The sequence below is a fragment of the Ruegeria sp. EL01 genome, assembly GCF_900313035.1.
Taxonomy (GTDB): domain Bacteria; phylum Pseudomonadota; class Alphaproteobacteria; order Rhodobacterales; family Rhodobacteraceae; genus Ruegeria.
Genome location: NZ_OMPS01000048.1, coordinates 337,858 through 352,209, shown reverse-complemented (window position 1 = coordinate 352,209; position 14,352 = coordinate 337,858). Strand labels below are relative to the sequence as shown.

The 14,352-nt window shown below is 57.4% G+C and carries 16 protein-coding genes; 11 read left to right on the top strand and 5 right to left on the bottom strand.

The window, feature by feature from the left end; genetic code table 11:
• The first annotated feature begins 8 nt into the window (after positions 1-8).
• Together D9K61_RS26005 and D9K61_RS26000 are read left to right on the top strand one after the other, a co-directional pair.
• On the top strand, positions 9-494 hold the full coding sequence (locus D9K61_RS26005) for a DUF6497 family protein (protein WP_120636094.1): 486 nt from the start codon (positions 9-11) through the stop codon (positions 492-494).
• Between the two features lie 136 nt (positions 495-630).
• On the top strand, positions 631-984 hold the full coding sequence (locus D9K61_RS26000) for a hypothetical protein (RefSeq protein ID WP_120636210.1): 354 nt from the start codon (positions 631-633) through the stop codon (positions 982-984).
• Between the two features lie 329 nt (positions 985-1,313).
• Here D9K61_RS26000 and D9K61_RS27735 read toward each other — a convergent pair whose 3' ends face one another.
• Positions 1,314-1,439, bottom strand: a complete 126-nt coding sequence (locus tag D9K61_RS27735) for a hypothetical protein (RefSeq protein ID WP_256386780.1) — start codon at positions 1,437-1,439, stop codon at positions 1,314-1,316.
• 74 nt (positions 1,440-1,513) lie between these two features.
• Between D9K61_RS27735 and D9K61_RS25995 the strand changes: the two genes are divergently transcribed.
• The 3 genes from D9K61_RS25995 (at position 1,514) to D9K61_RS25985 (ending at position 4,682) form a co-directional block, all read left to right on the top strand.
• On the top strand, positions 1,514-1,717 hold the full coding sequence (locus tag D9K61_RS25995; protein WP_120636093.1) for a hypothetical protein: 204 nt from the start codon (positions 1,514-1,516) through the stop codon (positions 1,715-1,717).
• 117 nt (positions 1,718-1,834) lie between these two features.
• A complete protein-coding gene (locus tag D9K61_RS25990; protein ID WP_120636092.1) occupies positions 1,835-3,880 on the top strand; it encodes an acetyl/propionyl/methylcrotonyl-CoA carboxylase subunit alpha in 2,046 nt (681 codons plus the stop codon).
• Between the two features lie 7 nt (positions 3,881-3,887).
• Complete coding sequence (locus D9K61_RS25985) at positions 3,888-4,682, top strand: hypothetical protein (RefSeq protein WP_120636091.1); 795 nt, start codon at positions 3,888-3,890, stop codon at positions 4,680-4,682.
• Positions 4,683-4,800: 118 nt separating this feature from the next.
• Here D9K61_RS25985 and D9K61_RS25980 read toward each other — a convergent pair whose 3' ends face one another.
• Positions 4,801-5,247, bottom strand: coding sequence for a DUF4174 domain-containing protein (locus D9K61_RS25980; protein WP_120636090.1), 447 nt, complete (start codon positions 5,245-5,247; stop codon positions 4,801-4,803).
• Between the two features lie 167 nt (positions 5,248-5,414).
• On the opposite strand from D9K61_RS25980, the gene scpA reads away from it, so the two are divergent.
• The 6 genes from scpA (at position 5,415) to D9K61_RS25950 (ending at position 10,908) form a co-directional block, all read left to right on the top strand.
• Positions 5,415-7,541, top strand: coding sequence for a methylmalonyl-CoA mutase (gene scpA / locus D9K61_RS25975; RefSeq protein WP_120636089.1), 2,127 nt, complete (start codon positions 5,415-5,417; stop codon positions 7,539-7,541).
• Between the two features lie 138 nt (positions 7,542-7,679).
• Complete coding sequence (locus D9K61_RS25970; protein WP_120636088.1) at positions 7,680-8,282, top strand: VOC family protein; 603 nt, start codon at positions 7,680-7,682, stop codon at positions 8,280-8,282.
• The gene (locus D9K61_RS25965) at positions 8,279-8,767 is read left to right on the top strand and encodes a GNAT family N-acetyltransferase (RefSeq protein WP_120636087.1); all 489 of its coding nucleotides are present in this window, start codon (positions 8,279-8,281) and stop codon (positions 8,765-8,767) included. The genes D9K61_RS25970 and D9K61_RS25965 overlap by 4 nt, the downstream gene beginning before the upstream one ends.
• Before the next feature lie 45 nt (positions 8,768-8,812).
• Complete coding sequence (locus D9K61_RS25960) at positions 8,813-9,493, top strand: molecular chaperone DjiA (RefSeq protein ID WP_120636086.1); 681 nt, start codon at positions 8,813-8,815, stop codon at positions 9,491-9,493.
• A 4-nt stretch (positions 9,494-9,497) separates the two neighbouring features.
• Positions 9,498-10,499, top strand: coding sequence for an endonuclease/exonuclease/phosphatase family protein (locus D9K61_RS25955; RefSeq protein ID WP_120636085.1), 1,002 nt, complete (start codon positions 9,498-9,500; stop codon positions 10,497-10,499).
• Between the two features lie 52 nt (positions 10,500-10,551).
• Positions 10,552-10,908, top strand: a complete 357-nt coding sequence (locus D9K61_RS25950; RefSeq protein WP_254055875.1) for a hypothetical protein — start codon at positions 10,552-10,554, stop codon at positions 10,906-10,908.
• Positions 10,909-10,920: 12 nt separating this feature from the next.
• Here D9K61_RS25950 and D9K61_RS25945 read toward each other — a convergent pair whose 3' ends face one another.
• Genes D9K61_RS25945 through D9K61_RS25935 form a run of 3 tightly spaced genes read right to left on the bottom strand, consistent with a single transcriptional unit; the run spans position 10,921 to position 14,278 of the window.
• Positions 10,921-12,465 carry a Ppx/GppA family phosphatase gene (locus D9K61_RS25945; protein WP_120636209.1) on the bottom strand — a complete coding sequence of 515 codons (1,545 nt, stop codon included), beginning with the start codon at positions 12,463-12,465 and terminating at the stop codon, positions 10,921-10,923.
• A gap of 49 nt (positions 12,466-12,514) precedes the next feature.
• On the bottom strand, positions 12,515-13,204 hold the full coding sequence (locus tag D9K61_RS25940) for a DnaA ATPase domain-containing protein (RefSeq protein WP_120636083.1): 690 nt from the start codon (positions 13,202-13,204) through the stop codon (positions 12,515-12,517).
• On the bottom strand, positions 13,205-14,278 hold the full coding sequence (locus D9K61_RS25935; RefSeq protein ID WP_120636208.1) for an AI-2E family transporter: 1,074 nt from the start codon (positions 14,276-14,278) through the stop codon (positions 13,205-13,207).
• Positions 14,279-14,352 lie beyond the last annotated feature (74 nt).

The window sequence follows — 14,352 nt, the reverse complement described above, 5'->3', positions numbered from 1 at the left end:
ATAGTTGAATGATCCAGCTCATCAGACATAGAACCGCGCAGGCCAACAGCACTGCGCGCGCGATCCCGGAAGGAGGAGCCTGCCGCTGGCGGGCCCGGGATCGCGCCATTGGTCTGATAATTTTCATTTTTGGCACCCCGGTTTTTGCCGAGACAGAGGCATTGTTGCCGGTGCCCTCGGGTCAGCCAGTTCACCTGAGCGATGTTCTTCTGGACAATAACCCCGGCGAGTTGTGGGTGCGGTTCCGTTTTATTGCGCCAAAGATCGGATCCTCTGTGGGGCGGATCGGCTATGATGTGGCTACAAAAGACATGGAACACCTGTGTCAGACATTAGCTATCGCCTATGTGGCCCAGCACCAGTTGGACCCTGCCCGGGTCGTTGTTTCGCTATCTGACCGCCCAATTGAATTCGGGGATGCCGCCCCGGATGCAACGCAGTTTTTCGAAGCCTACCGGCTGGAGCAGTCCCAGTGTATCTGGGAGGGACTCTGACCATGAACCATTGTTTTCATGATCTCAGAACGTCTCAGACCAACCGTGCGGCTTTGGAGGTGCGCAACATGATTCCATCCTTTTACGGATGCAAAATTTCCAACCTGATGAAGACCAACGCGATCGAGGGGCCGAAATGCTGAAACATCGCGGATTTCCTGGCCGCCTGACGGGTACGGACTTTCAGTTCACCATTCGCCGGGCCAACCCAAAAGGTGTCACTCCGCTGACCAAGCGTGAGAGATTCCGCGACCGTAAACCGGCGGATCGGCGTGCGGATGCTGCTTTCATGGAAGCGCTATGGGCGCATTTCGGGGATCAGCCCTTTGAACGCGGAAATCTGGACGCGGGTCGGATCAGTTGGCTGTTCGAACGCGAGGTTATCCCGGCAGAAGATCCGTTTGATCCGGCAAGCTATGATGCGTTGCTGATGATCGATCTGAATGTCGCCCGAGCGTCTTTTCCCGACCTCTTTGGCGAGGTGTCCTGAGTATGTGCGCCCCGACGCCAGATCTTCCGGCCCATAAGGACGAAATTCCGCCCCTTGAGGGGCGGGATCGGGGTATGGCGTTGCAACTGCAGGCACGCTGGGACCAGTCAAGCTACAGGTTTTGCTGCGGCACAGAAAGGTATCTTGATGTCCCGTGTTCAGATTATCGTGTGCCTCCGCTCGGCACGAATTTGCGCGGTGTTTCGCCGAATGGGCAGAAACCAGCCGGAATCCTGACAGGAAACAATACTTTGCTTGCGGCCCTGATTGTGCCGTGCATTCTGATGCAGCCGTGTGGCTCTATTTTGCCTGCGCCGCACATGCACCTACTATTCCGTACCCCTTCCTTCCGCGGGCAGGCTTGTGGTTTCCACATCATCCTGCCCGCGTTTTTCTTTGCTCATGGTTTGGGCAAAAAGCGGCAAAAATCTGCGCAAAACTTCAATCAACAGCATCGTTTATTGCCTGTGAGGCCCTTGTCCCGGCAACTGCACCCAAAGCAGTTAAAAACATCAGAAGGGCAGACAACATGCGAATCCCACAGATTTTCTTTGCATTGGCGACCTGTGCGGGCCTTGCGGCCTGCGGCGACACCACTGGCGAACAGGCGTTGCTGGGCGGCGGCGCTGGCGCAGTTGGGGCCGCAGTCCTTAGCGCCGACCCGCTATTCGGCGCTGCGGTCGGTGCAGCCGGCAACGTGCTGTATTGCAAGACACAGAACTACTGTAACTAAAACACATTCTTTGGGGCCTGCAGCGCCCCAACACATAACGCGCAACACGCCGCTACGGGGTCAAAGCCCTGTGGCGGCGTTTTTGCGTTTTCAGACCTTCAAGACAAAGGACGTAACATGTTCAACAAGATCCTGATCGCCAACCGGGGCGAGATCGCCTGCCGCGTTATCAAGACCGCGCGTAAGATGGGCATCGGCACGATCGCCATCTATTCGGATGCGGACCGTCAGGCTCTGCATGTTGAGATGGCGGATGAGGCTGTGCATATAGGTCCGGCCCCGGCCAACCAATCCTACATTGTGATCGACAAGGTCATGGATGCGATCCGTCAAAGCGGTGCGCAGGCGGTCCACCCGGGCTACGGTTTCCTGTCGGAAAACGCCAAATTCGCCGAAGCGCTTGAGGCCGAAGGTGTTGCCTTTGTGGGCCCCCCGAAAGGCGCAATCGAGGCGATGGGCGACAAGATCACGTCAAAAAAAATCGCGCAGGAAGCCGACGTCTCGACCGTGCCCGGGTATATGGGGCTGATCGAAGATGCGGATGACGCCGTGAAGATCTCCAATGAAGTCGGTTATCCGGTGATGATCAAAGCCAGTGCCGGAGGTGGCGGTAAGGGCATGCGGATTGCCTGGAACGACGAAGAGGCGCGCGAAGGGTTCCAGTCGTCGAAGAATGAGGCCGCGAACTCTTTTGGCGACGACCGGATTTTCATCGAGAAATTCGTGACGCAGCCGCGCCACATCGAAATTCAGGTTCTCTGCGACAGTCATGGCAACGGTGTCTATTTGGGCGAGCGCGAATGTTCGATCCAGCGCCGGAATCAGAAAGTGGTGGAAGAAGCACCATCCCCCTTCCTGGATGAAGCGACCCGTCGCGCCATGGGCGAGCAATCGGTCGCCCTGGCCAAGGCGGTGGGCTATGCCAGCGCGGGCACGGTCGAATTCATCGTCGATGGCGACAAGAATTTCTATTTCCTCGAAATGAACACCCGCCTGCAGGTGGAACACCCCGTAACCGAGCTGATCACCGGGGTCGATCTGGTTGAACAGATGATCCGCGTCGCTGCTGGTGAGCCTTTGTCGATCACACAGGATGATGTCACCCTGACGGGCTGGGCCATCGAAAACCGGCTGTATGCCGAAGATCCGTATCGTGGTTTCCTGCCATCAATCGGTCGTCTGACCCGTTATCGCCCGCCGCAGGAAACTGCCGCTGGTCCGATGTTGATCAATGGTAAGTGGCAGGGGGAAGCACCGGAAGGCGCGGCCGCCGTGCGCAATGACACCGGCGTCTATGAAGGCGGCGAGATCAGCATGTACTACGACCCGATGATCGCCAAACTGTGTACCTGGGCGCCGACCCGGGATCAGGCGATCGAGGCCATGCGCGTGGCGCTGGACAGTTTCGAAGTTGAAGGCATTGGGCACAACTTGCCGTTCCTTTCGGCAGTCATGGATCACCCCATTTTCATCAGTGGCGACATGACAACTGCTTTCATCGCCGAAGAATACCCTGATGGATTCGAGGGTGTTGAACTGCCCGAAGCTGACCTGCGCCGTATCGCAGCCTCCTGTGCAGCGATGCATCGCGTTGCAGAAATTCGACGTGCCCGCGTCTCGGGCCGAATGGACAACCACGAGCGCAAGGTTGGCACTGATTGGGTCGTCACGTTGCAAGATCGGGAATTCGAGGTCACCATCGAGGCTGATCAAAACGGTTCGACTGTGGCATTCTCGGATGGTGGCGTGCTGCGAGTGGCATCAGACTGGACGCCGGGGAACCAGTTGGCGGTTCTGGACGTCGACGACAGCCCATTGATTCTGAAGGTTGGCAAAGTGTCCGGTGGATTTCGCATTCGCAATCGCGGCGCTGATCTTAAGGTGCATGTGCGCACCCCACGTCAGGCGGAACTGGCCCGCATGATGCCCGATAAACTACCGCCCGATACGTCAAAAATGCTGCTTTGCCCGATGCCCGGCCTGATCGTGAAGATCAACGTCGAGGTTGGCGAGGAAATTCAGGAAGGTCAGGCGCTGTGCACGGTCGAGGCGATGAAGATGGAAAACATCCTGCGTGCCGAAAAGAAAGGCGTTGTGACCAAGATCAACGCAGGTTCGGGTGACAGTCTGGCTGTTGATGATGTGATTATGGAGTTCGAATAATCGGCTGATGACCGAGTTTCTCACAAATAACTGGCTTTTGCTGGCAGTAGCCGCCTGCACCGTCCTCGTGATTGCCTTTTGGGTGTCCGAGGATGCCCATGTGGCACGCCGCGTATTTGTGCAATTCATCCTGAATATTGCCCTTCCACTGCTGGTTATCTTCGGCAGCGGGCTGGCGATTATGGCCGTGCGAACTGATTTTGATGAACGCATCTGGGCAGCGATCATTGCAGGCTTTGTGATCACCACAGGTTGGTTAACAACTGCGATTTTCGGCGAACTGGGGAAATCCCGGGATAAGGCGGAAAAGCTGCGGGACTATCACAAAGCGCTCTATGCCGAGATCGGGAACACGCTACAGGTTCTGTGGGATCGCGGTAAGGCTGAAGACGAGGCCGAGGCGATGGTCGCACGGATGACCGCGGACCTGGATTTCATTCCCCTGATCCCGCGTGAGCATCACGATTTTGTCTATGATTCTCTTGTTGATGAAATCGAGGTTCTGCCGCGCATCACCATTGATGCGGTGGTTGCCTACTACAGTCTGATCAAATCAATAGCGGCGCAGGCCGAAGATATGCGCGGCGATGTATTTCGCAGTCCTGACATGGCACAGGAACGGCGCATCCTGATGTATCGCGACTATTTTGAAACGCGAAAAAGCGCATTTGCCATGGGGCAATTCGCGCTTCGTCTGATCAAGGAATATGCGGATAAAGGTCAGCCAGCAGCCGAAAGGCTGGCCAAAAAACTCAGTAACCCGGCCGGGGTCCGGTCCGACCTGTCACAGGGATCGGAGTAAACGGAATGTTGGGATCTTTTTCCATCCAGTTGTCCTTTCCTTGTTTGCTCGCAGGACACAATGCCCTGCGTGTTCTAAATATAGGTGAATCCAACAGGTTTTACAAGCGCGGCGCGGCTCAATTCCCGCCACGCCGGTCACGGATTTCCCGTTCGCGCAGGGGCGTTTTATCGATGGAACGCCCGATTTCCCGCACGCTCCACGGTGCGGGCTTGCGCAGTTTCACGACACCATCCTTGTCGACGAAAACCATCTGGAACCCACGCGGGCGCAGCTTGGACCGGATTGCGGAACGGGCCGACGGGTCGGTATCGGTCAGAACCACGACATCACGGTCCCGCATCACATCTTCGCCCTCTGTCAGCATGTCGATTTGCTGTTGGAACCTTGGGTCTGCCGGGGTGTCAGCAAAAACGATGATCGGACGATGGGTCCAAAGAAAATCGTCCAACTCGCTGTCGCCAACCGGGCGGACAAACGCATCATCAACTGGCGCGGCGCCGTCAGCGGCCAGTGCGACCAAAGGGAATAGTGCCGAAAAAACAAGGACAAGCGTTCGAGTCATAGGGCCTCCTGTTCTGTTGAATATAGCCCCTGTGCGCCCGAATGCGACCGGCGAAATGCACCGAACATTCAAAATGTCGCGCTTGGCCGCATCCGAACCGGCGGCCCCTAACACATTTACGCACAGGTTTAGTCCTGCGCGATCCGAAATGACGAGAGGATAACTCAATGACTGACACAAACGACTGGCGCGCGCTGGCCGAGAAAGAACTGCGCGGACGACCGTTGGACGACCTGACCAAGGAAACTCTGGAAGGTATCGAGGTCAAGCCGCTCTACACGCAGGAAGACACCGCTGATCTGCCACATATGGGGTCCATGCCCGGGTTCGGGCCGTTCACGCGTGGCGTGAAGGCGACGATGTATGCGGGCCGTCCGTGGACCATCCGGCAATATGCCGGATTTTCAACGGCCGAGGAATCAAACGCGTTCTACCGCCGCAACCTTGCGGCCGGTCAGCAGGGGGTCTCTGTAGCCTTCGATCTGGCCACCCACCGGGGCTATGACAGCGATCACCCGCGCGTTGTTGGTGATGTCGGTAAAGCAGGCGTGGCCATCGACTCGGTTGAGGATATGAAAATCCTGTTCGACGGCATCCCGCTGGACAAGGTCTCGGTCTCGATGACGATGAACGGTGCGGTGGTCCCGATTCTGGCCAGCTTCATCGTTGCAGGTGAGGAGCAGGGGCATGACAAGTCGCTGCTGGCGGGCACCATTCAGAATGACATTCTGAAAGAGTTCATGGTGCGCAACACATATATCTACCCGCCTGAACCCTCGATGAGGATCATCTCGGACATTATCGAATACACCTCGAACGATATGCCCAAGTTCAATTCGATCTCAATCTCTGGCTATCACATGCAGGAGGCCGGGGCGAACCTGGTGCAGGAGCTGGCCTATACGCTGGCCGACGGGCGCGAATACGTCCGCGCCGCGACTGAGGCCGGGATGGATGTCGACAAATTCGCGGGTCGGCTGTCGTTTTTCTTTGCCATTGGCATGAATTTTTTCATGGAGATTGCCAAGCTGCGCGCAGCTCGGACGTTGTGGCACCGGGTGATGACCGAATTCGGCGCGAAGTCCGAGCGGTCCAAAATGCTGCGGACTCATTGCCAGACCTCGGGCGTGTCTCTGCAGGAACAAGACCCTTATAACAACGTCATCCGCACCGCTTATGAGGCGATGAGCGCGGTTTTGGGTGGCACGCAGTCACTGCATACAAACGCTCTGGACGAAGCGATTGCCCTGCCCACCGATTTCTCGGCCCGCATCGCGCGCAACACGCAACTGGTGCTGCAGGAAGAAACAGGGGTGACGGATGTGGTCGATCCATTGGCGGGCTCTTACTACATCGAAAGCTTGACCAATGAGTTGGTCGAGAAGGCATGGGCGCTGATGCAAGAGGTCGAGGAGATGGGCGGCATGACCAAAGCCGTCGCCAGTGGCATGCCCAAACTGCGGATTGAGGAAAGCGCCGCGCGCCGTCAAGCGATGATCGATCGCGGGGAAGAGGTGGTTGTTGGCGTCAACAAGTACCGCAAGAAACAGGAAGACCCGATCGACATTCTGGATGTCGACAACGTCGCCGTGCGCCAAGCGCAGATTGCACGGCTGGAACGCATCCGCGCGACGCGGGACGAAGTCGCGTGCCAGTCAGCATTGGACGCCCTGACCACCACTGCCCGCGAGGGCGGTAACCTTCTGGCCGCAGCGGTTGAAGCCGCCCGCGCCCGCGCATCCGTAGGAGAGATCAGCATGGCAATGGAAAAGGAATTCGGCCGCCACCGCGCCGAGGTCAAGACACTGGCCGGGGTCTACGGGGCTGCGTATGAAGGCGACGAAGGTTTTGCCGCGATCCAGAAATCCATCGAGGAATTTGCGGAAACGGAAGGTCGTCGTCCCCGCCTTCTGGTCGTCAAGATGGGGCAGGACGGGCATGATCGTGGCGCGAAAGTGATCGCCACGGCCTTTGCCGATATCGGTTTTGACGTCGATGTGGGGCCGCTGTTCCAAACGCCAGCCGAAGCAGCACAAGATGCTGTCGACAATGATGTGCATGTTGTTGGCATTTCTTCACAGGCGGCGGGGCACAAAACCTTGGCGCCACAGCTGGTGGAAGAGCTCAAGAAAGCCGGAGCAGGCGATATTATCGTGATCTGTGGCGGCGTTATCCCACAGCAGGATTACCAGTTTCTCTATGACCATGGAGTCAAGGCAATCTTTGGCCCAGGCACCAATATCCCAGAGGCTGCGCAGGACATACTGCGCCTGATTGCTGAGGCATGCGACTAAGGAAGGGACAGGGGACGCCCTCGCTGTGAGAGGGTTCTGCGAACTTCGAACCTCGCATTCAATAGTGAAAAAAATGGGCGCAGCTTTGGCTTGCGCCCATTTGGTTCAAAGGTAGGCTGAACGTGTTTGGGAGGTGCTATGAAACTGGATCATATCGCGGTGGCCGGGGCCACTCTGGAAGAGGCGACAGCCCATGTCGAGGATGCCCTTGGGGTCAAACTGCAAGCAGGCGGCAAGCACGAGAAGTTTGGAACGCATAACCAGCTTTTGGGTCTGAAGGACGGGCTTTACCTCGAGGCGATCGCCATTGATCCAAATGCGCGCCACCCGCAACGCACAAGATGGTTCGATCTGGACCGGTTTGCAGGTCCGCCCCGCCTGACCAACTGGATTTGCCGCGTACCAGACATTGAGGCCGCCTTGTCCGCGTTTCCAGAGGGTGTTGGTCAGCCGATTGATTTGACCCGCGGGGCATTACGCTGGCGGATGGCCGTGCCACCCGATGGCCGTTTGCCGTATAACAATCTGTTTCCCGCGCTTATCCAATGGCAAGGCGATCTGCATCCAGCCCAAATGTTGAACGAAAGCGGCTGCCGATTGAACCGGTTGGTGGTCAGTCATCCCGATGCGCTGACGTTGGCTCAACATTTGGGTGAGTTAACAGATGTGGTTTTCGAACCCGGCCCAGCCGCCTTGCATGCCGAAATCGAGACACCACATGGGATGCGTGTGTTGGAATGAACATCCGTCGGGCACGGGTAAAGGATGCTGCCGCTATAGCCACGATCACCAACGCGATTATTCGCGACACGCTGGTGACGTTCACAACGAATGAACGCTGTGCTGAAAGTATCGTCGCCGATATCAAGGCCCGCGGCCCCGGTTTCCTTGTGGCCGAGCATGAGGGTGAAGTGGTTGGCTTTGCCACCTATGGCCCGTTCCGTTCCGGTCCGGGATACACGCAATGCCGCGAACACTCGATACAGCTTGCGCCCGGCGGGCGCGGCAGCGGGCTGGGTCGTCTGTTGATGGCAAAATTGCAGAAGGCAGCACAGACAGAAGGCGTGCATGTGTTGATTGCCGCGATATCTGCAGCGAACCCTGCGGCTGTGGCCTTTCACGCCGCATTGGGTTTTGCCGAAGTTGGTCATATGCCCGAAGTGGGGTTTAAATGGGGACACCGGCTGGATCTTGTGTTGATGCAGAAAATTCTTTTACCTGAGTGATCTGTCGCACCTGACAGTCCGGTTTTGTGGCGCTAGGGTACGACCATGTCGATCTGGCTCAGAATATCCGATGCGCTCAGCGCGCTTGCTCAGGGCGAAAGTCTGACCGCTGTTTTTGAGAAGCTGCGTACGCCGCCCGAACGGTCCGTGGCCTTCACGATTGCCGTAATCGCTTTGGGCGCCAAGATGGCCAAGGCAGACGGGCAAGTGACTCGGGACGAGGTGACCGCTTTTCGCGACGTCTTCCAGATCGCGCGGGAGGACGAAGAGGGCGCAGCGCGCGTCTTCAATATGGCGCGCACGGATGTCGCCGGGTATCAGGATTACGCTCAAAGAATTGCACGGATGTTCTCTGAGGACAGCACCGCTTTGTGTGACTTGATGGAGGGCCTGTTTCACATCGCCATGGCCGATGGGTTCTACCACCCCAACGAGAATGAGTTCTTGGAAGACGTCAGCCACATCTTTGGTCAGACCGACGCCCAGTTCATGGCTCTGCGGGCTCGATTCGTGCCTGACGCGCCGAATGATCCTTACACGGTCCTTGGCGTGCCGCGCGACATGCCGGTGTCTGATATTCGCAAAATCTGGCGCCAGTTGGTTCGCGAAACGCATCCCGACGCGATGATGGCGCGGGGTGTTCCAGAAGAAGCCATTCGCCTGGCCGAAAAGAAGATGATCGATATCAACCGCGCCTGGGACGAAATCAAAGGCGTGCGGGCCTGATCACATGCGACTGGCGACCTATAATATCGAGTGGTTTGCCAACCTGTTTGACCGAAAAGACAATCTGATTGTCGATGACAGCTGGTCGGGCCGCCACGACGTTACCAAGGCGCAACAGGTTGAGGCCATCGCCAAAGTCCTGACGGCAATTGATGCCGATGCCATCCTGATCGTCGAAGCGCCGAACACCGGCAAGACCCAGAATACAGTTCGCGCTCTGCAGCAATTTGCCGAGGCGTTTGGCCTGAGGACGTCCAATGCGCTTATGGGGTTTGCCAATGACACCCATCAGGAATTGGCGTTGCTCTATGATCGCGATGTATTGACCGCACGCCATGATCCAAAAGGGGATGTGGCGTCGACGCGCGCGCCGCGATTTGATGGCGATTTTCGGATCGATTTGGACATTGACGCGACCGAGGACGTGATTCAGTTCTCAAAGCCACCAATGGAACTGGCGGTGCGGACGCATGCAGGTGCCGAGTTTCGGCTGATCGGTGCACATCTGAAATCCAAAGCGCCGCACGGGGCGGACTCGCGAGATGAAGCGATCCGCATCTCGATTGCCAACCGCCGCAAGCAGTTGGCGCAGGCGATCTGGCTGTCCCGGCGGGTCGAAACGCACATCGGCGCGGACGAGCCGGTGATATTACTGGGCGATCTGAATGACGGGCCCGGCCTGGATGAGTTTGAGCATTTGTTCGGGCGCTCCTCGGTGGAAATACTGTTGCAGGCCGGTTTGTATGATCCGCATGCGGCCACTGCCCATGGACCACGGCCCGGTTCTGTCCTGTCCACGGCCCGGTTTGCCCGCCCAAACGAGGGCACATTCCTCGAAGCCTTGCTGGACTACATCATGATCAGCGAAGATCTGCGGGCCCGCCGACCCGCTTGGCGCATCTGGCACCCGTTTCGCGATACGGCCTGCTGGACCTCGCCCGACCTGCGCGATTCCTTGCTGACCGCCTCGGATCATTTCCCCGTCACGCTGGATATCGAGCTGTGACCTTTCAAGCATGCATTGGGTCGCCTATATTTAACTCATGAAACGGATTCTGATGATTAGTTCGATAGTTGGTGCCTTGGGTGCGCCGGCTGTTGCGCAAGAGGATAATGGCAAATCCCTGATGGAACAGGGGGCCGAGCTGTTTTTTGAAGGTCTGCGCAAGGAAATGGAACCGGCGCTGGATGAGTTACTGGGGCTGGCTGACGACTTCGGCCCCGCAATGCAGTCATTCTTTGAAGAAATGGGCCCGGCTTTGGCCGAGTTGGCTGGTGAGATCCAGGACTGGAGCGTTTATGAAACGCCTGAGGTATTGCCGAATGGCGATATCATCATCCGAAAGAAACCGACGCTGGACCCACCGGAAGATGTTGAACCGGAAGAAGAATCCGAAGGTGCAACCGACATCTGATTGTCGTCCGGGTCAGCCCTTTACGATGACACGCGCATCGGATTTCAGCGCGTTCGCCAGAGAGTTCAGCCGTGCCTCGGCAACCTCATTGAACAGCGGTTCGGCGGCTTTGGGCAGAAACAGCTCAAGCTCTCGCTTCTTCGGGTAGAACCGCAAGCGGCCCATATTGGCGTCGCTATGCATCCAAAGCATTGCCCCAAAACGCATCGCTTTGCCCAATATCTCGGCCTGTTTCTGGTCCTTCTCGTCCAAAAGCTCGTACAGCGGGGCAAACCGGTTGCCTTCGCGCTTGTTGCGATACCTGTGTTGCAGGGCGAGACCAATGAAAACCCGTTCCGAATGTTTCAGACCGCCCAGATTTGCGCGGGTGACATTGTCGAAACAGACCTCGGCGCGATAGTCCGGATGCGCACGCCAGCTGACGTCATGCAGTAGGCAGGCCGCCTTGATCAACCGAATGCGTGTCGGCGGGGCGGATTTGAACAGGGGTGTTACGAAATCATACAGATGACGGCCAAATCCGGGCAGGCGGGCGTCTTTGGATTCGGAAAACCGGCTGGCTTCGATCAAGGGATCACGATCGCGCTGTTCTTGCGACATCTGCTCGTACAACAGTCCTTCGCGAATTCCGTAGCTTGAGATTGCGATATCTTTGGGTTTGAACGTCCTTATCAGCCGGGCCAGCACATCCATCGCATAGGGGATCAGCGCCATGCGCGAGCTGGAAACACCGGCCTGGCTGCGCAGCTTGTCACGGTCATTCTTTTCGATGAATTTGATCGTTTCACGCACTTGTTTGGTGGTCATGCGGTATTCATGAAGAACGTTCAGCGGGTATCCTCGCCGCAACATGTCCAGTCGGGCAAAGGCCCGCCAACTGCCGCCAACGAGAAACAGCCTATCTCGCTGTGGACCCATCTGGTCGCGCAGCTCTTCCATCGTGCTTTTGATATGCGCCTTGCGCGCGCGTCGTCCGCCCTTGATATCGCGCAACTTCAGCGGACCAAGGGCAGAAGTTACCCGCCGACCAACCTGACCATCGCCGATTTCAGCCAGTTCCATCGAAGAACCGCCAATATCGCAAATCAGGCCATATGCGCCGGGCCAGCCCAAAAGCACGCCTTGTGCTGACAGGCGCGCCTCTTCCTGACCATCGATGACACCAACATGCAGCCCGGTTTCGCCCTGAACCTGTTCGCAGAAATCTGGGCCATCTTTGGCTTCGCGTACGGCGGCAGTGGCTACGACATGCAAACCCGGCAGATCCAGATCCTGTGCAAGCTGCTGAAACCGCCGCAATGCAGCCAGTGCGCGTTCTCGTCCGCGCGGGTTGAGACAGCCGGTTTCCGACAGGCCCGCGCCCAGTTCGCACATCACTTTTTCATTGTAGAAATAGGCGGGCGATCGCGCCGCGCCGTCAAAGATCACCATACGGACCGAGTTCGACCCCACATCGACAACCCCAACCCTCGACAAGGCTCGGGTTCCCGGGTCATCGAACAAAGGTTTTCCGAAAGGTCCCCAATCCGGGATGTCGGTATCGACAGTCTGATCCATGTCTTTTCCAAGTGTTGCGGGCGCAGGATGCGAAATCGACGCCTGCGGGTCAATCATCGGGATCAACCGAATTAATATTTGAATTCAGAACCCGAACCGCCAGCGCGCGGGTGATGTCGCGTTTCTCGGACAGCGCCAGCTGATCCAACTGCGCCACCATATCAGCGGCAGTTTCAAAGCGCCGATCCATGTGTTTGACCAAATAAGAGATCACGTCTGGGGCGGGGTTCAACTGTCTGTCCAGGAACAGTTTCGCCAGCACCGCCCCCAACAAGGCGTCATCGGGCGGGTCCAGTGCGACATGATGGGCACCTTCGACCCGGCTTTGCAAATCTGCCAGAGGCAATTGCCACAGATTTGGCGCCAAACGCCCGGTCATCAACAAGGCGCGCCCTTCGGCCAGAACCAGATTGTGCAGGTGAAACAGTGCTTTTTGCTGCTCCATGTCGCCTGCAATATTAGGGACATCTTCAACCGCGATTGACGCCTGCGCCAGCTCCGGTACGTCGTCATACCGAAGTGCCGGAGCTTGAACGATACGCCCGCCTGTTTCGGCCGCCCAGACATGTGCCAGATGCGTCTTGCCAGCGCCCGCCGGGCCGCTCAGAACCAGCTTGTTTCCCGGCCAGGACGTGGCCGATATCATTGCCACTGCCAACGCATTGGCTGGTGAGACAAAGAAATCCTCTCGGCCCAGCGCAGTCTTTGCCGGTAGATCAAAGCTCAATTGCCGAGCCATTTATTCGTCTTCCTGATCCTGGCCATGCAAACCCGTGTACAGGCGGCTGTCCAGATACAGGGACGTTGCGAACCGCGCCAGCACGCCCAACGCGGCAGCAACCGGAACCGCGATCAGCATTCCGACAAAGCCAAACAATGCGCCAAACACCGACAGCGCAAGTAGCAGCCAAACAGGGTGCAACCCGACCGAACTGCCGACCAGTTTGGGCGTCAGGAAATTGCCTTCGGTCACCTGGCCCAGTGCAAATATTCCAGCGACCAATCCGATATGGGTCCAATCTCCCCAAAACTGAAACAGTGCCAAACCAATTGCCAAACTTCCGCCAATCAGCGCCCCGAGATAGGGAATAAAGGTGACCAGACCGGCAATGAACCCAACGATCAGGCCGAATTGCAGACCCACCAGCATCAGGGCGACTGCGTAGTATGTGCCAAGGATCAGACAAACCGTCCCCATCCCGCGTACAAAAGACGCAAGAACAGCATCGATCTCGCCCGCCAAACGTTTGATGGTCGGCGCGTGGTCGCGTGGCAACAGCTCGGCGATCCGGGCGATCATCCGATCCCAGTCCAGCAGTAAGTAAACGGCGACAACGGGCACGATGACCAAGAGAACAACGATGTTCAGCGCGGATCCCAGAGAGCTGAGGACGGTCTGCAGCACATCCCCGGTTTTAGATTTCAGCATTTCGCCGAACGAGATCAGCATCTGATGCGTGTTCGAGTCCTGATCCAGAAGGGCCGGGAACTGTTTTTCGATGAACCCGCGCAGTTCCTTGAACAGGTTGGGCAACACATCGATCAGATCCAACAACTGCGTGATCAGGGCGGGAACCACCATCAGGATCATCAGGACAAACCCCAAAACCCCGACGACTGTGATGATTGCGGTCGCGGCCATGCGCGACAGGCCCAGTCTTTCCAGCCGGTCTGCAACCGGATCCAGAAAATAGGCGATCGCGCCGCCAATAACGAAGGGCAAAAGGACGTCCCCAAGCGCCCAGAGCAGCAGCACGATAACCACGGCAACGACGCCCCAGTATCTTAGCTGATCCTTTACCGGCAAAGCCATGTGGGTCCCCTTGTTGCGACCTTTCCTTGCGTTCTTGGCGTATGAGGGCCTTCGATGCAAGCGCTTCATAGATC